19 protein-coding genes and 1 pseudogene are annotated in these 18,970 nt (G+C 59.8%); 14 read left to right on the top strand and 6 right to left on the bottom strand.

Annotated elements, in window-relative coordinates; all coding sequences use genetic code 11:
* The first annotated feature begins 86 nt into the window (after positions 1–86).
* The 4 genes from MESS4_RS10085 (at position 87) to MESS4_RS10070 (ending at position 4,277) form a co-directional block, all read left to right on the top strand.
* Entirely contained in the window at positions 87–2,066 is a 1,980-nt protein-coding gene (locus MESS4_RS10085; protein ID WP_006329621.1) for a M23 family metallopeptidase, read from the top strand.
* A gap of 337 nt (positions 2,067–2,403) precedes the next feature.
* A complete protein-coding gene (locus tag MESS4_RS32040) occupies positions 2,404–2,754 on the top strand; it encodes a zf-TFIIB domain-containing protein (protein ID WP_006329620.1) in 351 nt (116 codons plus the stop codon).
* 68 nt (positions 2,755–2,822) lie between these two features.
* A complete protein-coding gene (locus MESS4_RS10075) occupies positions 2,823–3,740 on the top strand; it encodes a cation diffusion facilitator family transporter (protein WP_006329619.1) in 918 nt (305 codons plus the stop codon).
* A gap of 72 nt (positions 3,741–3,812) precedes the next feature.
* Positions 3,813–4,277 carry a hypothetical protein gene (locus MESS4_RS10070; protein ID WP_006329618.1) on the top strand — a complete coding sequence of 155 codons (465 nt, stop codon included), beginning with the start codon at positions 3,813–3,815 and terminating at the stop codon, positions 4,275–4,277.
* A gap of 81 nt (positions 4,278–4,358) precedes the next feature.
* On the opposite strand, the pseudogene MESS4_RS10065 reads toward MESS4_RS10070, so the two are convergent.
* A pseudogene (locus MESS4_RS10065) lies at positions 4,359–4,610 on the bottom strand (cation transporter); the annotation flags it as partial.
* Positions 4,611–4,723: 113 nt separating this feature from the next.
* Between MESS4_RS10065 and MESS4_RS10060 the strand changes: the two are divergent.
* Positions 4,724–5,623, top strand: coding sequence for a lipid kinase (locus tag MESS4_RS10060; RefSeq protein WP_006329612.1), 900 nt, complete (start codon positions 4,724–4,726; stop codon positions 5,621–5,623).
* 78 nt (positions 5,624–5,701) lie between these two features.
* Here the strand turns inward: MESS4_RS10060 and MESS4_RS10055 are convergent, their stop codons facing one another.
* Positions 5,702–6,415 carry a phosphatase PAP2 family protein gene (locus tag MESS4_RS10055; RefSeq protein WP_006329610.1) on the bottom strand — a complete coding sequence of 238 codons (714 nt, stop codon included), beginning with the start codon at positions 6,413–6,415 and terminating at the stop codon, positions 5,702–5,704.
* A 787-nt stretch (positions 6,416–7,202) separates the two neighbouring features.
* On the opposite strand from MESS4_RS10055, the gene MESS4_RS10050 reads away from it, so the two are divergent.
* Positions 7,203–8,321: a multicopper oxidase domain-containing protein gene (locus tag MESS4_RS10050; protein WP_198292743.1), complete on the top strand. Its 1,119-nt coding sequence runs from the start codon at positions 7,203–7,205 to the stop codon at positions 8,319–8,321.
* Entirely contained in the window at positions 8,318–9,505 is a 1,188-nt protein-coding gene (locus tag MESS4_RS10045) for a metal cation transporter (protein ID WP_006329603.1), read from the top strand. Before MESS4_RS10050 ends, MESS4_RS10045 begins: the two co-directional genes overlap by 4 nt.
* Positions 9,506–9,556: 51 nt before the next feature.
* On the opposite strand, the gene MESS4_RS10040 is transcribed toward MESS4_RS10045, so the two are convergent.
* A complete protein-coding gene (locus MESS4_RS10040; protein WP_006329599.1) occupies positions 9,557–10,621 on the bottom strand; it encodes a DMT family transporter in 1,065 nt (354 codons plus the stop codon).
* Positions 10,622–11,053: 432 nt separating this feature from the next.
* Positions 11,054–11,467, bottom strand: a complete 414-nt coding sequence (locus MESS4_RS10035) for a helix-turn-helix domain-containing protein (RefSeq protein WP_006329597.1) — start codon at positions 11,465–11,467, stop codon at positions 11,054–11,056.
* A gap of 247 nt (positions 11,468–11,714) precedes the next feature.
* Here MESS4_RS10035 and MESS4_RS10030 point away from each other — a divergent pair, with 247 nt between their 5' ends.
* The 3 genes from MESS4_RS10030 (at position 11,715) to MESS4_RS10020 (ending at position 13,691) form a co-directional block, all read left to right on the top strand.
* A complete protein-coding gene (locus MESS4_RS10030; RefSeq protein ID WP_006329595.1) occupies positions 11,715–12,224 on the top strand; it encodes a copper chaperone PCu(A)C in 510 nt (169 codons plus the stop codon).
* Between the two features lie 11 nt (positions 12,225–12,235).
* A complete protein-coding gene (locus tag MESS4_RS10025; RefSeq protein ID WP_006329593.1) occupies positions 12,236–12,862 on the top strand; it encodes an SCO family protein in 627 nt (208 codons plus the stop codon).
* Between the two features lie 238 nt (positions 12,863–13,100).
* Positions 13,101–13,691 (top strand): transglutaminase-like cysteine peptidase, encoded by a 591-nt coding sequence (locus MESS4_RS10020; RefSeq protein ID WP_006329589.1) that lies wholly within the window; start codon positions 13,101–13,103, stop codon positions 13,689–13,691.
* A gap of 276 nt (positions 13,692–13,967) precedes the next feature.
* Here MESS4_RS10020 and MESS4_RS10010 read toward each other — a convergent pair whose 3' ends face one another.
* Both MESS4_RS10010 and lspA read right to left on the bottom strand, forming a co-directional pair.
* Positions 13,968–14,198 carry a hypothetical protein gene (locus MESS4_RS10010; protein WP_244441103.1) on the bottom strand — a complete coding sequence of 77 codons (231 nt, stop codon included), beginning with the start codon at positions 14,196–14,198 and terminating at the stop codon, positions 13,968–13,970.
* A gap of 7 nt (positions 14,199–14,205) precedes the next feature.
* Positions 14,206–14,712, bottom strand: a complete 507-nt coding sequence (lspA, locus tag MESS4_RS10005) for a signal peptidase II (protein WP_006329583.1) — start codon at positions 14,710–14,712, stop codon at positions 14,206–14,208.
* 217 nt (positions 14,713–14,929) lie between these two features.
* Here lspA and MESS4_RS10000 point away from each other — a divergent pair, with 217 nt between their 5' ends.
* From MESS4_RS10000 to MESS4_RS09985, 4 genes are all read left to right on the top strand, one after another.
* Positions 14,930–15,925, top strand: a complete 996-nt coding sequence (locus tag MESS4_RS10000) for a murein L,D-transpeptidase family protein (protein ID WP_006329582.1) — start codon at positions 14,930–14,932, stop codon at positions 15,923–15,925.
* Positions 15,926–16,443: 518 nt separating this feature from the next.
* On the top strand, positions 16,444–17,268 hold the full coding sequence (locus MESS4_RS09995; protein WP_244441102.1) for a DsbA family protein: 825 nt from the start codon (positions 16,444–16,446) through the stop codon (positions 17,266–17,268).
* A gap of 26 nt (positions 17,269–17,294) precedes the next feature.
* Positions 17,295–18,185 (top strand): peptidylprolyl isomerase, encoded by an 891-nt coding sequence (locus MESS4_RS09990; protein ID WP_157385549.1) that lies wholly within the window; start codon positions 17,295–17,297, stop codon positions 18,183–18,185.
* 196 nt (positions 18,186–18,381) lie between these two features.
* Complete coding sequence (locus tag MESS4_RS09985) at positions 18,382–18,924, top strand: L,D-transpeptidase (RefSeq protein ID WP_006329578.1); 543 nt, start codon at positions 18,382–18,384, stop codon at positions 18,922–18,924.
* The last annotated feature ends 46 nt before the right edge of the window (positions 18,925–18,970 follow it).

The raw sequence follows: 18,970 nt of genomic DNA, 5'->3' as shown, positions 1-18,970 counted from the left end.
TGAATTCATCCGCCGCGACAGGCAAATGTCACGGCCACAACAAAAACGACAAGCCGTTCCGCCCGGGGAAGAAGCAGCCTTTCTGAATGCACGACAGGGTCGACGTCATAGCTGGGCTCGGCAACGAGCCACCGCTGGTCGCGGATGGCCGCAGCGGCCCGCCCGACCGGCGCGAGGTCTCGGCGCGCTGGTTGTCGGGTACTTTTCTCACCGGCGTGACCTCGAGTGTGCTGATGGGCGTGGCGCTGTTCGCCGCCCTTGACGGCCGCCAGCAATTGGCGACGCCGCCCGAAATCGCCGAACTGATCAGCCTTGCCAGCGGCGATGATTCCGGCGACGTCGCCAAGACGACCAGGCTGGTGGCGCCGCGCCAGATCGCCAAGGCCAAGGACCGCCGGCGCATGGAAGTGTCGATGGTGACCAAGGTCGGCGACCGCGACGTCATCCGCACAATGCCGTTCGTGCAGATCAAGATGGCGCTGGCCGCCGGGTACACGACCAGCCGTTCCTATCCGCCGTTCGACCCGATGCAGGTGTTTGGCGACGACAGCGATAACAGTGCCGGCCAGCCGGCGACCGCCGCCGCCGGTCAGATCTATGGCGCCAAGGTCGAAAGCGAGATGAGCCTGAAGACCATCGATTTCCCGATCGGGACGGCGTCGTTTAACGAAAAGAGCGACCTGTCCGCCGACGAGGTGGAAAAGGGGGTGCGCGAGGCCAACTCGGGTCTGGGCGACGGCGCAGTGCAGGTCGCGGCATTGCACTACGTCGATCCGCAGCGGTTTGGCGGTCAGCCAACGCAGTTCGCGACCAGCTCCTACGACATCAAGATCGTGCCGGAAAACGTCTCGGTGTCGCCGCGTGCCGTTGCAGACGATCAGGCGCCGGCTTTCGCCGAGGAAATCATTCCCTTCACCAAGGATACGGACATCGCCGAAGCCTTCGCCGATTCGGGCTACAAGGGCGACGACGCCACCGGCATGGCCGAGGCGATCGGCAAATTGCTGAACGCCACGGCGCTCAAGGCAGGAACCGTCTTGCGCGTCGGGCTCGAAGTCCGTGGCGACACCGCCAAGGTCGTCCGCACCGGCGTCTACGACAGGACCCAGCACATCGTCACCATCGCGCTCGACGATCGCGGCCAGTATGTGCCGGCGCAGGAGCCGGAGCCCAATCCCGAATTGCTGACCGCGTTCGATGATTCGCCGCCGGTGGTGGTGCGCGGCAGTCTGCCGAACGTCTATGACGGCATCTACCGCGCCGCCTATTCCTACGGCATGTCGAAGGCGATGACCCAGCGGCTGATCAAGCTGCTGGCGTCCGGTGTCGATTTCCAGTCGCGGCTCAGTCCGTCGGATCGCATCGAGGTGCTGTTCTCGCAGCCGGACGGCGACGATCAGGCATCCGACGAATCCGAACTCCTCTATGTCTCGGCGACCTTCGGCGGCACGACACGCAATTTCTACCGCTTCCAGATGCAGGACGGCGGCACCGACTATTTCGACGAGGACGGCTCGATCGCGCAGCAGTTCCTGTTGCGCAATCCGCTGCCAAATGGCCGTTTCACCTCCGGCTTCGGTGCCCGCAGGCATCCGATCCTCGGCTATGTCCGTATGCACACCGGCGTCGATTGGGCCGCGCCCATCGGCACGCCGATCATCGCCGCCGGCAATGGCGTCGTCGAAAAGGCCGGCTGGGCCGGCGGCTACGGCAACCAGACCATCATCCGCCACACCAATGGCTACGAGACGACCTACAATCACCAGAACGCTTTCGCCAAGGGCATCGAGTCGGGCGTGCGTGTGCGCCAGGGACAAATCATCGGCTATGTCGGCAGGACCGGACTGTCCACCGGCCCGCATCTCCACTACGAGCTGGCCGTCAACGGCACCAAGGTCGATCCGATGCGCGTTCGCCTGCCGGTCGGCAAGGTGCTGAAGGGCGACGATCTCGTCGCCTTCCAGCGCGAGCGCGAACGCATCGACGATCTGCTCAAGCAGGAGGACAGCGACCAACAGAAGGTCGCCAGCATCAAGCTTGAAGGCTGCAGAACACTCATCTGCTGAACCGCGGGACAAATATCGCACTTGGCGTCGGGCATCTGGCTAGCCGGACCATCACAATCAGTTCAGATTCGGCATTGCTCCAATACCCAGAAGGCGTGCGGCCAATTCGCAAAACAATTATTTGAGGGCGCGTTTGGCCCGTTGATCCTTGGGTCGGATGCTGACAGAATTAGGGGCAACGGAGCGGTTTCAGCCGCAAGGTCGGCAAGCCATCAAGATCGGACCCGCAAATAAAATTGCAATCACCCCTTGAACCTCTGGTAACTAGAGACCCCACCTAAGGTCAGTTCAGCCGGCCACTGGGTTGCTGATGCCCGCAGAAACTGAGGAGAAAGAAATGGTAGACGCCGCAAATATTGCTTCTGGGCATGGTCTTCTTTGCCCTACTTGCAGGGTCGACCTCGTCATGAGCGAGCGCCAGGGCATCGAGATCGACTACTGTCCCAAGTGTCGGGGCGTCTGGCTGGATCGCGGCGAACTCGACAAGATCATCGAGCGAAGCGCTGGCGAAGAGGTTCGGGGTGCGCAGGTGCAACCCTCTCCGCCGCAGCCCGCGCCGCAGGGGCAGTCCTATCCGTCCCAGGGCTACTACGATAGCGGTCATGGTTCGGGGCACGGTGGCGGACATGGTGGCGGCCACGGTCAAAGCCGCAGGCACGGATCATTCCTCGGGCGGCTGTTCGACTAACGACGTTCGTTCATGATACGGGGTCGGCTTTCGCAGCGCCGGATCTTCACTGACGACGGGAGTTGACCGTGGGCGCAGGACATTCACACGCACCGGCAACTTCGTCGGGGACTGCCGCGGGGCGGCACAAGAGCAGGCTCATAGGAGCTCTTGCTCTGACGACGACTTTCATGGCGGTCGAGGTTATCGGCGGTCTGTGGACGGGGAGCCTCGCGCTTCTGGCCGATGCGGCGCATATGCTGACCGACGCCGGCGGCCTTGCCCTGGCGCTGATCGCCATCCGCTTCGCGGAACGCCCGGCGACTCCGCAGAAGACCTACGGTTACGTTCGCATGGAGGTTCTTTCGGCACTGACGAATGCCGTCGTTCTCCTGCTGTTGACGGTCTACATCTTCTACGAGGCGTACAAGCGCTTCCTGAACCCGCCGGAAATTCTGGGCGGTCCGATGCTGGCGGTTGCCGTTGTCGGCCTCGCGGTCAATCTGATCAGCATGAAGCTCCTGTCCGCCGGGTCGTCGGAAAGCCTCAATGTTAAGGGAGCCTATTTCGAGGTGCTCAGCGACATGCTGGGCTCGCTCGGCGTCATCGTCGCCGCGGGCGTCGTAATGCTCACCGGCTGGACGCTGGCCGATCCGATCATCGGCGCCGGCATCGGGCTATTTATTATCCCGCGCACTTGGATCCTTCTGAAACAGGCGATCCACATCCTCATGGAAGGCACGCCACCCGAAGTCGACGTCGCGTCGCTGGAACGAAAACTGCTCGATATCCCGGGCGTGACGGCCGTCCACGATCTTCATGTCTGGACGATAACCTCCGGCATTGACGCCATGAGCTGCCACCTCGTCGTGGCCGACATGGCCCAGGCGCGGACGACGCTCCTCAGCGCCAATGAGGCCATGAAGACCAGCTTCGGCCTGACGCATACCACAATCCAGATCGAGGATCGGATCCTGCGCGAGGCCGAAGGTGAATTGAGGCTGTAGAAATCAGGGAAACTGGGTCTTGAAGGTAAATTGGCATCTTCGACGACTGCCGGTACGAGCAAAGGAGATCGCATGAGCGGCCACAAGCGGAGCTATCGTTCAGGCCGGGAGGATCACCGCAGAGATGAGTATTCCGAGCGAAGGTTCACGGACGTTCCGGTCGCTGGACGGCCTGCGCCGAGAACGCTCAGGCCGGTCGCCTGGATCGCCGTGCTTATCGGCCTGCTGATTTGGTCGGCCGCCGCCTGGATTGGTTACGTGACGGTTGACAGTCTGCTTGGCTGGGCGGCGGCGAATGCCGGCATCGCTATCGACAGCGGCAAAAACCTCGCAACGGGGATCGGCGTCGGCAAGGAGCAAGTCGGTGCGGTGGATGCTCTCAACGTCAGCGGCTTGTTGGGTCAGGCTATCGCATTGCTGAGAGTAGTCGCGAAGCCGGCGATCGTTATTCTCTGGGTGATCGGCGCCCTTGCCCTTCTCACGGCACCCTTGATCCTGTCGAGAATCGGCCGGCTGCTCGCGGCGCGCCGGCACTGATCACGATCGGCACCAAGGTTCTGCGCATCGTGCAGCCAAAGTGAAATCTAACGCTTGGTACCGGAGACGCAGGGCCGCGAGCCGCCTTGCAAGGATGCTCGCCACCCATGCGATCACAAGGCCGAGAACGTCGGACATATTGTGACCGGCATCGGCAAGTAGAGCCACAGAGTTGCTGAATATGCCGAAAGTCGCCTCGACGGCAACGAATGCTGTGTTGAGGCCTATGCCTATCGCGAACGCCCTTCCGAAGCTCGCCGGTCCGTGCGCGTGCGTCGCCCCGTGATCCGGCTTATCCTCTGCCTGCGAATGGACGTGATGGTCGTGGCTCATTGGACGAAGCTGCGCTCATTTGTCCGTGCCGGCAAGGTAGCGGCAGCCGGACCTCGTAGCCAATTAGACGTTGTGAGTGTTGCAATATTGGGCAAGTGGAGTGTTGGAGCCGCATGACGAGCATAAAACCGGACAGGCGGGCGCTTTTGATCGTCAATCCTAACGCCCGTAACGGTCGGAAGGCGGCAGATGATGTCCGAAAGACGTTGGAAGGCGGAGGTCTTGCCCTATTGGAAGATCAGATCGGGAAGGGAGAAACCGTTTCCGACATCATTATTCGCCGTCGCAACGATTGCGATTTGATAGTCCTCGGCGGTGGAGATGGAACATTGAACTCCTCGGCGAAAGGCCTGTTGGAGACGGGCCTGCCACTTGGCGTCTTGCCTCTGGGCACCGCCAACGACTTCGCCAGGACGGTGGGCATCCCACCCGATCCCCTCAAGGCGGCGGCGCTGATCGTCTCGGGGCAACCGAGGCCGATGGATCTGGGCGAGGTGAACGGGCAACTCTTCTTCAATGTCGCCAGCATTGGCTTCAGCGCGGAACTCGCCGCTCAGCTTACCGAGAAGGCCAAGAAGCGTTTCGGCAAACTCGGATATGCCTTGGTGGCGGCGCGCCTCCTTGCTCGTTCGCGGCTTTTCACTGCTTATCTCGAGCATGATGGTTCGACAGAAAAAATCAAGACGCTTCAGGTCTCCGTAGGCAATGGCAAATATTACGGCGGGGGGATGAGCGTGGAGGAGACGGCTACCGCCGACGATGGACAACTCGATTTCTACAGCCTTGAGATCGATCATTGGTGGAGGCTGCTGACCCTGTTGCCTAGCTTGCGCAAGGGGACGCACGGTAAATGGAATGATGTGCGCGCCTTTGGAACCACCGAACTTGTGGTGAAGACGAGCCGACCCAGACCAGTGAACACCGATGGCGAACTTACCACCTGGACGCCAGCCCATTTCAAGATCGTTAGACGGGCGATAAATGTCTACGCTCCGCCCGCGACCACGCGTTGACGAAGGCTCGTGAACCGGAAGGGCGACGCCGTCGATCCCACGACTTTCCCCGTCACCCGAACGATAGGGCTCCTCTTTTCAGTCCACCTTCAATCGTACCATCAACGTCGAGCAGAACAGGGCCCAACCGGCGCCAATCGTCCAGCCGGCGATCACGTCGGTCGGCCAGTGGACACCAAGATAGATTCGGCTTGCCCCAACCGCGAATGTGACCAGCATCGAGATGGCCATGATGAAGATGCGCAGCAGTCGGGGTTCAAACTTGCGCGCCAGTATGATGCCTAGGGTGAAGTAGACCGTGGCCGCCATGAAGGCGTGCCCACTCGGAAAGCTGGAGGTGTATATACGCGTGCCGTAGGCAACCAAATCCGGACGAGGGCGATCGAAGCCGTATTTCAGCAAGGAGCTCAGGATCACACCACTGCCGACAGCCAGGATAACCGCGATGGCATTGCGAAGCGAGCCGCTGAGCGCCAGAAATCCAGCGACGGCGAGCGTGATGAATGTGAGCAACCCTAAGCCCCCTAGGCCGCTGACGTCCCGCATCAGTTCTTCAAACCAGGTCGGACCGATCGGATCGGCGAGATCCGTCGGATTGCGCATAATCAAGAGGATGGCCCTGTCGAAATCCGTCGTCCAGTTGCGCATGACGAGACTTGCGAGAGCCAGAAAGGTCAATACCGAACTGGTAAGAAGCACGATAGTTATCAGCGTCGCCCGCTCGGGAGGCTGACGGTTTGCCGATTGCTGAATGCCTGCAATAGCCGATTTGCCTGACTTAGCTTGGTTCATGCGATTGTGTGCTCGGCTTGTGTGATTTGATTTGGGGGCTGACGTTGAATTGTTCGCGCGGGTACACCGGCCCCTGCCGGTGGATTTAACGCGCTTCAGTCTGCGTGGACGGCGCTCATCAATTCGATTGATCGCTCTACACCCTCTAGTGGCTATAGAAGCAAGCACAATCTCCACGCTGCTCATTCGGCGGTTCTCGAGCCTAGAAAGAATGTAGTCGAAGGCCTTTCCGCAGCCTCCAAGATTCCATTGAGACTCATCCGAGGACCGAGCTCTCCATACGCCATGGGAGCCGCACGCACCGCCAAAACAGATACGGCGCCTTAAGTCTTTCCCGCTGCGCCGGTCGAAGGAACGTCCGACAAGCGACGTCTTCCACATGGGTATCAAGCGTCAGATTTTCACCACCAGGTCGTCGGAGAGTTGGTCAGATGCTTTCTCCGCAACCTGCGCCCGTCGGCGTGTTCCGCTACATAGAAAGGGGAAACTGTTGGAGCGTCCGCGTGCCGGCGACCGCTCCAGATCGCACGTGACCGAAAAGTGGAGGAAACGCATGCGACGGGAATTGATAACATCGACGGCTACACCACGTCGAACACATCTGCGTGCAAACGCCTTAGTGCCGGCATCGCGAAAGATGCCCAGGCAGCCGGCACCTTCTTGGAACTGAGCATGCCACAAAGCAGAAGGCTCGCGACAAACTAAGCCATTGCTATATTTGACAGCTAACGCTATTCTGCGGCCGAAGAGTGGGCATTTATGGAACAGTTCAATGGTTGATGTCGGGATGTGGTTGCGCGACCGGATAAGCCGGCGATCCATCTTGACGGGAAGTCTCGCGGCGGTTGGCGGCACGGCGATCGCTGCCCGCGGCGCGCTCAGCCAGTCCGCTCCGTCTACCGGTCATGACATGGCTGCTATGGCCCCGACCGGCGCTGCGCCTCAACATATGAATGCGCATGGCGCCATGGTCACCGTCGGCGACGTCGACAATGCGGCCAATGGGTTCGACCCCTCCGCGATTTTGACGGACTGGGAGCGAGGGACGGTCTCGGTTCTGCCCGATGGCCGGCCGTTGCGGACATTCGAGGTCACGGCCGAGGACAAGACGATTGAGATCGCGCCGGGCGTAACCTTCCCAGCGTGGACGTACAACGGCCGCGTGCCCGGCCCTTCACTCCGCGCCAAGGAAGGCGAGCGAATTCGCGTCGTCTTCCAGAACAACGGCTCGCATCCGCACTCGATGCATTTCCACGGCATCCATGCCGCCCGCATGGATGGAATTCCCGGCGCCGGGCTGATCGATCCGGGTGAAGAGTTCGTCTACGAATTCGACGCCAGGCCGTTTGGCTGCCACCTCTATCACTGCCACGCCTTGCCGCTGAAACGCCATATCCACAAAGGCATGTACGGCGCCTTCGTCATCGACCCAGACCCAGACCGCCATCCCGACCAGGCGGAGATCGCCCGGTCGCGGCTGCTCGGCACGCCCGAGAATGCCGGCTGGCAAGAACTGGTGATGGTCATGAACGGGTTCGACACCAATTTCGACGAGGAGAACGAATTCTACGCCGCCAACACCATCGCCCATGCCTATGCCAAAAAGCCGATCCGCATCGAGCGCGGCAAGCCTGTGCGCATCTATCTGGTCAATGTGCTGGAGTTCGATCTCATCAACTCGTTTCACCTGCACGGAAATTTCTTCGACTATTTCGATCAGGGCACGACGCTGACGCCGACGTTGAAAACGGTCGATCTCATCATGCAGTGCCAGGCCCAGCGCGGCATCCTGGAGTTCACCTTCGGAGAGCATGAACCGGGCCTTTACATGTTCCACGCGCATCAAAGCGAGTTCACCGAGCTCGGCTGGATGGGAATGTTCGACGTCGTGGAGGCGCTCGCATGAGCAAAGTCGTTGCAGCCGGTTCGCCGGCACGGTCGCGAATCCGTCTTTTGTGGATTGGCCTGCCTCTGGCAGCGCTCGCCATTGCCGCGGCGTGGATCCTCGCCGTCAATCCGCTGCAGGGATTTTCAAATGGCGCGCCCGCTGTCGAGAAACTGACGTTCGAGCGTACCGTGCTCGACACGTCAGGCCTTCACCTGCTTGTGCGGGCCGGCGGCTCCGAGCCGATGAAGATCGCCCAGGTCCAGGTCGACGGGGCCTACTGGCAATTCACCCAGGACCCACCTGGCGATATCGCGCGCGCCTCCACGGCGTGGATCAACCTGCCTTTCCCATGGATCCTGGGCGAGACACATCGAGTCAACGTCGTAACCAATACGGGCGTGACCTTTGAACATATGATCGAGGTTGCCGTTCCGACGCCAACAGTGACAGCTGGGCAACTCAAGCTGCAGGGGTTGGTAGGCGTCATCGTCGGCGTGCTACCCGTCGCCATTGGCCTGTTGTTCTACCCGGCGCTGCGCGGTGTCGGGCGAAGCGGCATGAACTTCCTGCTGGCGCTGACCATCGGACTGCTGGCCTTTCTGCTGATCGATACGATCGAGGAATCCTTCGACCTTGTCGGAACCGCGGCCGCCGTCTTCCAGGGGCCGGTGATGGTGGTGCTGGCGGGCCTAGCCAGCTTCCTTGTGCTGATGGCGATCGGACGGCGAAGCGGCACGCCGACAGGGCTGGCGTTGGCCACCTATATCGCGCTCGGCATCGGCCTTCACAATCTCGGCGAAGGTCTTGCCATCGGCGCCGCCTTCGCCGCCGGCTCGGCAAGCCTCGGAACCTTCCTGGTGCTCGGCTTCACCTTGCACAACATTACCGAAGGCATCGGCATCGCCGCCCCGATCCTGAAGCAGCGGCCACCGCTGTGGACGTTTGTCGGCCTGACCTTGCTCGCCGGCGGGCCCGCCGTGGTCGGCATGTGGCTCGGCAGCCTGGCCTATGCCCCGCAATGGTCAGCACTTGCGCTCGCCATCGGCGCCGGTGCGATCCTGCAGGTCATCGTCGAGGTCGGCGCCTATCTGATGCGCAGCAACCAGAAGGGCCTCGATGCCTTCTTCACGCCGCCGGTGATGGGTGGCCTGGCGGCCGGCGTCGCCTTCATGTACGCGACGGCGGCTTTGGTGAAGGTCTGACCATGGCCGCACCGACAAAGGTGCGCTGCTGCGGCTGACGACGTCCTCGGCTCAGTGCCGATGTTGGTGGTGAAGGTCGGGGTAGTGGACGTGCGAGTGCCGCATCGGCGCATGACGGTGCCAATGTGAATGCGGTTCGGTCACGGGCCCGTCATGAGCATGCTGGTGGTGCGCGTCGTGGACATGACTGTGCTCGTGTTCCAGCCCTTCGTGCTCGTGATCATGCGCGTGACGTTCGGCAAGATGCAGCCAGAGCCCTGCCCCCATCAGCACACCGGCCACGAGCAGCCGGACGGTTAGCGACTCACCCAGCAAGGCAATCGCCAGAAACGCGCCGATGAACGGCGCCAGGGAATAATAGGCGCCGGTGCGCGCCGTCCCGAGGTGCCGCAGCGCGAGAATGAACATCACCAGGCTGACGCCGATGCCGAGAAAGCCGACGACCGCCGCCGCCCAGAAGGACGCGGGATGAGGAAGTGCAGCGCCCGAAAGCAATGCCACCACTACGTTGGTCGTTCCGGCCACCAAGCCCTTGAGCATTGCGATGGTGACTGGGTCGGCTGCGGAAATCTTCCTGGTCAGATTGTTATCGATGCCCCAAGCCACGCAGGCGCCAACGATCAGCAGGGCGCCGGCATTGAGTGCCAGCCCCTGTCCTTCCCAGGAGAGAACGACGGCACCGGCAAGGATTGCGCCAGCCCCGACCAGCAGCCGGCGGTCGACGTTTTCACGGAACACCAGCCACGCAATCGCCATGGTGGCCAACCCTTCGACATTCAGCAGTAGGGCGGCGCTGGAAGCAGTTGCTAAGGCGAGTCCAGACATAAGCAGGACAGGTGCGACGACACCACCAACAGCAATGGCGGCCGCTAGCCAGGGAAGATCAGCCCGTTGTAGGGAGGCCTCGTTTGCGCCTTCGCCGATCGAGTTGCGATAAAACCAGAACAGAGCCAGCCCGAGGCCCGCGCCCAGATAGAGCAACCCTGCGAGCATGAGCGGGCTCACCACATCGAGCAGCAGCTTGGATAACGGCGACACTGCTCCGAACAGAGCGGCTGAACCCAGTGCGAGCGGGACGCCGGGCCAAAGGTGCGAATGAGAGCGGGGCTGAATCATGTGAGAGTCTTGCCCTTCTTGCCTTGGTTGTCTACCTTCAAACCGACCGGCGATTTATGGATAGCTGGCGTACAACGGACGTTGTGCCGTCCCACGCATCAGCCGCATGTCGTGGGGGTGAGTATCCAGGCCAGCTTCGCCCATGCCAGGCGAGCCTCAAGGCATGTCAGGCACGACTAGGCCAATCGTCCGGTCGCATTCAAACAACTGGCTGGGCCGTGGCTGCCCCGCTCAGGTATGATGGCGGGTTGATGACGCCATAGGCCTTCCAGAGGGTGAGCGATAGAGGGCGTCGGCATTGACCGAAACGGTGGCCGCAAGTTGCGGACGGCGGCCAACCCGGTAGCCTTGAGACTCGAGAACCCACCTTGAGCCGAAATGCATAACGGCGCGTAGATTACCGATCCTTCGAGCCCGAGGTACACCCAGTTGTCAGTGGTCGCTTTCGCACATCTCATGATGTGCCAACGCCCGGATGACATAGCAGTCCTTGATCTGGTCGCCGGCGCAACGGGTGGCGATTCGCTTGAGTTCCTTTTCCAAACGCCGGAGTTTCTCTATCTTCTCCCGAACGGCGGTTAGCTGCTCGGCCGCAATCCGGTCGGCTTCCTCGCATGGACGCTCCGGGTGCGCACTGAGATCGATCAGTTCGCGAATTGCCTCAATTGTCAGACCGAGCTCGCGGGCATGCTTGATAAAGGACAGCCGCTCTCTTTCCGGAGCAGCATACCGTCTCTGGTTGCCCTCGGATCGTTCCGCGGCATCCAAAAGACCCATTTGCTCGTAGTAGCGAATGGTGGGAATCTTCACCCCGGTTTTGCGAGAAAGATCGCCAATCGTCAGCATGGGCAGCACCTCATTTTCTATAGTGACTAGAGATTGGCCACTCAATTGCCGCACGTCAACTGTTCGCGCCACATCGCGAGGATTTGTCGCAGCCAAGCCAAAGGCGATGTTTCCAGTCAGATTTGAACCTAACCGCCCAATCTCGCGTGACAGATGGCGCCGTTTGTCACGTTGACTGCATCTAAGTTTGCACACACATGAGCCTGGGCCGACTGTTCGGCCAGCCGACTACCACGAGGATTCGCGGATGATCAAAAACTCCTTCGGGATGGTCGCGCTAACCGCGGGCGCTCTGATCATTTGCTTGCAGAGCGCTTCGGCGCAGGAGCGCCCCCGCCACGCCGACGCCGAAAGCAAGCTGGTTGTCGAACACGCCGAGGTCATTCTGGCACTGTCCGGCGCAAAGATGCTGGCAGGATACATCACCGTCTGGAACGGTTCGAAGCAACAGTCGGATCTTGTCTCTGTTCAGAGCGACGATTTTGCTTCGGTCTCGCTTCATCGAACAGAGGTCGTTGACGGGGTGGCGAAGATGCGACCGATAAAGGAGGGCATATTCATCCCTGGGCACGCGGAGCTTCTGATGAAGCCCGGAGGGATTCACATGATGCTCATGGCGCCGACAGTCGATTTCAAGCCAGGCGACAAGGTTGATTTGCTGCTTGCATTTGCGGATGGAGCGTCGTTGTCAACGACGGCCATTACCCGACCAATAGGCACCAAGCCGATAGACCATCACCACGGTTCAGTTGATTGAGAGCCGGTCCAATGAACGTCACCACCTTTCGCAAGGTCACTTGGGGGGCGATTGCGGCAACCCTGGCGCTGTTGGTCTATCTTGTTATTGCCGGAACCGGAACCAAAAGTGTGGCGCCAACTCTCGGCGGAACAGAAAGTGTCGGGAAGCCGCTTGGAGGCCCCTTTTCCATGGTTTCGCAAACGGGCGAAGTGGTTACTGAAAAGACCTACGCCGGCAAGGGGTGGCTGATGTTCGTCGGTTTCACCAATTGCCCCGACATCTGCCCGACGACCCTGGCCGAAATGTCATCCTGGTTCGACGCGCTTGGCGCCGAAGCCGACGAACTCCGAGGCTTCCTCATATCCGTCGACCCCGAGCGCGACACAGTGGCCACACTGAAGCAGTACATGTCATCGTTTGACCGCAGGATTGTCGCCCTGCGGCCGGAGCCGGCGGAACTCACTCGTTTTGCAAAAGCCTACAGGATTTACTACGCCAAGGTTCCGACACAGGACGGCGACTATACGATGGATCACACGGCCGGAGTCCTTCTCTTCGACCGCGAAGGCAGGTTTTCCGGAACGATCGATCGCGAAGAGTCACGCGATATGGCCCTGCAGAAAATTCGACGCCTGCTCCCGGTCGGGGCGAACTGAAACCCGCCCCTCGAGGAAGGCCTTGCTGTTGTCGGCGGCGCTTAATGATCGAACGGCTTGCGACGGCGATGCCTGGTCTAGCAGGCCGCCATCCAGATGGCTCGAAGAGATGATCGAATTGTAAAGCGAAACATTTGATTTAGAGACAACTTTTCCTAAAATCCAAGTGCTCGTTTTTGGGTGGTTTTGACGCCTGTTTGGTAGGCTCTTCTCATAAACCTCTGGGGAGAGTGTCACCATGAAAAGCTTCGTTTTGAGCGCATTTGCGCTTGTCTTGTCTTGCGCGTCGGCGAGCGCAAATGCGCTCCATCTCAATCCCGCTCAGCCGGACGAGGCGCCGAACATGCAAACGTTCGGGAAAACGACGATACCGGTGGGCTATTATGAGTTCTGCCGGCGCATCTCGACCGAGTGTGCGCGGCCGGCCGTTAGCGACTCGGTCGAGCTAACTCGGAAGCGCTGGAGCCAGATGATAGAGATCAACAACCAGGTGAACGCCTCGGTAAAGCCCATGACCGATCTCGAAATCTTCGGCGTCGAAGAACGATGGGAATACCCCAAGGCGACCGGCGATTGCGAGGATTACGCCCTGATGAAGCGCAAGCTTCTAAACCAGAGCGGGTTTCCACTTGGCTCTCTTCTGATGACGGTCGGTCGAGATGCGAACGGCGGCGGACACGCAGTTCTCACGATAGTCACCGACAAGGGCGATTTCGTGCTGGACAATGTCGAGCAGCAGATCCTGCTGTGGCGCGACGCGGAGATCTACTTCCTGAAACGACAGGCGCAAACGGACCCAAATACATGGGTAAGTCTCGTAAGCGGCTGAGCAATCAATTTCGAATAAGCCTCAAGGACGGCGCAAGCCAGGCAAATTCGACGCCGGCCGCCAACGCAAGGACAATCGCGGCCGTCCCGCCATAAAACATTTCGAGAAGATCGTGGCCACCTACAATGCAATAAAGCCAGAACACGGCTGACAACGCAACGTATGCAGTTGAGCCCACGACGGCGAAAATACCCAGTCTTCCTAGAAGCGACATGTTTCCCCTGGCAGCACATTTCTTGTGCCGGGAGTATGGTTCGATTTTCACCGGCTCGCCACTCACTGGTTTGTGACCGCTGGACGCTGGACGGTTGAAGGAGCCGGCCCGCGACTTTCCTTGCGCAGATGGACGAAACTCGACGCGAACACCGCTGCGACAAAAACCAGAAGCGCGACCATCAGAATCGCGTTCCCCCTTTTTCGCTTGCGGACCAGTTCCAGCGTTTCAGCTTCGGAAAGCTTTTGCAGGCCGATTTCCAATATTTTTCCTTCCAACTCAACAGCGTTCAACCAGATCTCAATCGGCGCGTATGCCGGATGGCGATGCTGACAGAAGCGATGCGCCGACAAGAATGATCGTTCCACCAACTATGGCGACGTCAGCCAGGTTGAATGCTGGCCAATGCCAGTCGGCGATATAAAAATCAAGGAAATCGGTCACTGCACCATTCTTGGCCCGGTCGACGATATTTCCACTCGCTCCGCCAGAAATGAGGCCAAGAGCCGCAGCTTCGGTGCGGTTCTTTGCCACTGCCGCCCAGCCGATAATGATCAAGACGATAAGGGATGTGCCGAACGTGAGAATTCCGGGTCGGTTGCGGAAGAGGTCAGCAAACAGACCAAAACTCACGCCTTCATTGTAGCTGAGCACCAGATTGAAGAAGCTCGTGACCGGAATGACTCGTGGCGGCTGCATCACCAGTTCCACGATGATTGTCTTGGTGAACAGGTCGGCTGACACGGCAGACAGCGTGAAAAGCAGGGCAAACATCAGGTAAGCCGGTTGAATTTTGTATGAAGCCATAAGCGATCACCATTTCTGTCCGATGCTGTGATCCAACCCTATGGCGTCTCTAGCAGGGTGAGATGCAAGAGCTCACTGTCAATTTTCCGTTAATCATACTGACGAAGAATGGCAAGCTTGCTAATAGCGGAGACGAATCATGGACTGGGGTGCATTTGGCTCCGTCTGGTGAATCTGGCGGGAAAGGCGGTGCGACTTGCTTTACAGATTATGCGGATTGGTTGCGCTGCTTGTGCTCTCAATCGTCATCTCGGGATGCGTTACGTCGGTTTCCAATGTTCTCGACGTCGATAAGAAGGCAACGCAACCCATTCCGGCAAAGCTTATCGCCGAGATGAGCAAGAAGGGAATGTCGCCCGCGGCACCTGTCCTCGTCCGCATATTCAAAGACGAGAGCGAATTGGAAATCTGGAAGCGCGACCGATCAGGGCGCTTCGCGCTGTTGAAAACCTACCCCATGTGTCGCTGGTCCGGGAAGCTGGGTCCAAAGACAAAAAACGGCGACCGCCAGGCGCCCGAGGGTTTCTATCACGTTACGGCGGGGATGCTGAACCCTGCCTCGCAATATTACCTCTCCTTCAATCTCGGCTATCCGAACCGCCTGGAGAGCGCGCTTGGTTACAGCGGTGAAGCGCTGATGGTGCATGGCGCATGCTCTTCGTCCGGATGTTTCGCCATGACGGATGAGGGCGTTGCCGAGATCTATGCCGTCGCTAGGGAAGCGCTGAGAGGCGGCCAAGCGTCGTTCCAGGTGGAAGCTTTCCCGTTTCGAATGACGCCTCAAAACATGGCCAAGAACCGGGGGGATCCGAATTTCAGCTTCTGGCTCAACCTTAAGCAAGGATACGACTTCTTCGAAGTCACACGGCAACAGCCAAGTGTGTCCTATTGCGACAGGCGCTACGTTTTCAATTCCCAGTTTGAAGGCGGGGAACCTGCCGACCCGCTCGCGGCTTGCCCGCCCTCGACAAGTTCGATGCTTCCGGCCGTGGCATCCCGCGACGAAGCCGATCTGCTTGCCATGAACAAACTCGTGTCGGCCGGAGCTGGAGCATCGGTCCACGCCTACTCCGACGGCGGCATGCACCCGTCGTTCCGGAAATTGCTTGATCGCCGCGGGCCGAAAAAACTGGCGGAAATGACGTCGACAAACTCTGTCCCGGTCAGCAGGCCGGACGCCGCGCTGGCCGATCCTCATATTGAGGACGAATAGCTGCCCGGTCGTGAGATTACCGCGCGACATTCAACGCCTTCCGATTTTGCTACAGCGTCAGCCCTTGCGACAAGCCGCCGCCCTATGTTTCAGCCTGTCTATATGTTTTACTGGCTGACGATGGCGCGACAGATCTTTACAGTCTTGCTCGGAGTGATGCTGCTTGTTCACGCGGCAAGCTTTTCGATGGCTGCCGCGCAAGCCCCCGCCAACTCGCTTGTTGTTTCCATTGAGTTGCGATCTGATGGTAGCCAGGTCAACGCTCCACTGGGCGACAGAGACGATATTGTGGCCCCGGGCGTCGGTTCTTCGCAGCACTTTTCACCGTGCCATGACAATTGCAATTGGGTGGGCGACACCACTGCTCGACAGGTTCGTCGAACTGGTAACCTGCAGACCCTGCCCGCGCCTGCGGCCGTAGCTTCGGCCACTGCATCCGTCTCGGTGCCGCCGCCTCGATAGGCAATCCACAGACGGCCAACTCGACTGCTATCGCAAGACTGGCGCAGGCAGCCGTATTGCTGGCGTTCCGGGCTGACAAGACGCTGCTGGCGTCAAGGTCAGAAAATCTGCTCCAGCGACTCCTGCTCATCCGCGCAGATCCGTATCCAACGCATTTCCAAGTCACACGCCGATCCGTGCTCGGTGGCGAACGACATGCCGTTCCGAAATCTTCGGAGAAACAATCCTTGCAAGCCATGGAGTACCTTATGAAACGCCGCGAATTCCTTACCGGTGCCTCGGCACTCGTTCTCTTTCAGAGTCCCAGGCCGGTATCCGCGCAGACAACAATTCCGGATCTACTCGCGCCAGGTCCGCTTCCGGAGAAGTCTTTCGGTAATCTCGACGCCCCCGTTACCATCATCGAATATGCGTCGCTGACCTGTCCTCATTGCAGGGCCTTTCACATAGACACATGGCCTGCGATCAAGGAAAAATATGTCGACACCGGAAAGGTGCGCTTCATCATGCGCGAGTTTCCGTTCGATCCGCGCGCTTCAGCCGGCTTCATGCTGGCGCGTTGCGCGGGCGACGACAAATGGTACGCGACTATCGATGTTCTTTACCGCTCACAGGATCGCTGGGCTCGCGTTAGCGATCCCACCACGGCCTTGAAGTCAGTAATGGGAATGACGGGCATGACTGGCGACGCGGTCGAGACATGTCTCAAGGACCAGTCCCTCCTGGAAAAGATCACCGCTATCGCCGAGGCCGGAAAGGGTTTCGGCGTCGATTCCACCCCAAGCTTCTTCATCAACGGCAAGATGCAGAAGGGAGCACTGACCTTGGAGAAATTCAGCGAGATCATCGACCCGCTTGTCGCTGCGGCAAAGAAACCATGACGCAGCGCGGACAGGAGACCAGAAAAATGACCCTAAGGAAAATCCATCTGAAGGCCCGTGCGCCATTTCGGTTGGCGGCCTGTGCAGCAACCATCGCCATTGCGTGCCTTGCGTCCACCGCCGCAGCGCCGCAAGAGAACGCGGTGCTGGCGCGAGTAAACGGCGTCGACATAACCGGCGCCGATCTGGCCGTAGCTGCTGAAATGTACTCCGACCAGCTCGGTAAGATGCCGGAGGACGCGAGACGTTCCGTGCTCGTCGATGCTTTGATCGAACTGCGGGTCGTCGCCGACGCCGCGAAAGCAGCGAACGTGGCTGAAACCGATTCCTTCAAACGCCAGTTGGCATTCTTCGAGGCACAAACGCTGCGCACAATATTCATGGACAGCAAAGTCGCGGAGCGGGTTACGGATGAGGCCGTCCGGAAGTCTTACGACGACCAGGTCGTCAAGATCCCGCCGGTCGAGGAATACAGGCTGAGCCATGTCTTGCTGGCAACCGAGCAGCAGGGCAACGATGCCGTCGCCGCGTTGCGGAGCGGCAAGGACTTCGCCGAACTGGCTAGGGAGGTATCGCAAGACACGGCCTCAAAGGCCAATGGTGGCGATCTTGGGTTCGTGAGTTCGGGCCAGACAATTGCAGAGATCGACTCCGCAGCGGCGTCACTTCAGCAGGGCGAGTACACACAGAGCCCGGTCAAGAGCGCGTTCGGGTTTCACGTCGTCAAGCTGGACGAGCGGCGCAAGCGCCCTGCTCCAGCCTTCGAGACCATCTCTGGGCAGATCCGCGAATCGCTTGAAGCCACGGCCTCGCAACAGATGCTGGCTGATTTGCGCAGCAAGGCAAAGATCGAAAAGTTCGTACCGGACGTCACGCCGCCGCCGGTCGATGACGGCCATAATCAGCAGGCCGAATAACGTCGTGCCTGGTCTGTCTTCGCGCCGCATGCCACCGCAACCGGATGCCGCTCATTTTGGTGGCAGCGGTTGTGCTGTGTGAAGCCGTGGCAAACCAGCCCGCTGCGAGAGCCGGCAGGCGACGGAGATGTCTGCATGTCCCGATTGAGCAGTCCATCCTCTTCTCAGGTGTAACATGATCACACGTCGTTCATTAATGCTCGGAATCGTTGGCGCATTTGCTGCGCCTGGCGTCGCTTTGGCCCGCAAGGCCGGGAAACCGTTCGTCCTCGATCCGAAGTACCAGCCCCAGCTTGTCGAGTTCGCCCCCGGCTATGCTCCGGGTACGGTTGTCGTCGATCCAAGGAACAGGTTTCTTTACCTGGTGGAAAGCTTGGGGGTCGCGCGGCGATACGGGGTTGGCGTCGGTCGAGCAGCCCTTGCCTGGTCGGGAACGGCAACGGTGGGCCGCAAGGCGAAATGGCCGCGCTGGAAGCCTACCGCAAACATGATAAGGCGCGATCCTGGAAAATACGCCAAGTACGGTGGCGGCATGCCCGGCGGTGGGGGCAACCCGCTGGGGTCGCGCGCGCTCTACCTGTACCGGGACGGCATCGACACCTATTACCGCATTCATGGCACCACCGAACCGTGGACGATCGGACGCGCCGTCTCGAATGGCTGTATTCGGATGCTGAACGACCATGTTGCGGATCTCTACGAGAGAGTTCCGGTTGGCGCCACGGTTGTAGTGCTTTGAGGGAACGCAGGGAACTCCATCGCGATCAAGCTACCTCCCTGACAAT

Source organism: Mesorhizobium sp. STM 4661, assembly GCF_000359125.1.
Taxonomy (GTDB): Bacteria; Pseudomonadota; Alphaproteobacteria; order Rhizobiales; family Rhizobiaceae; genus Mesorhizobium.
Note: the sequence above shows the minus strand (reverse complement) of the source record. Positions and strands in the feature narration are given on the sequence as shown.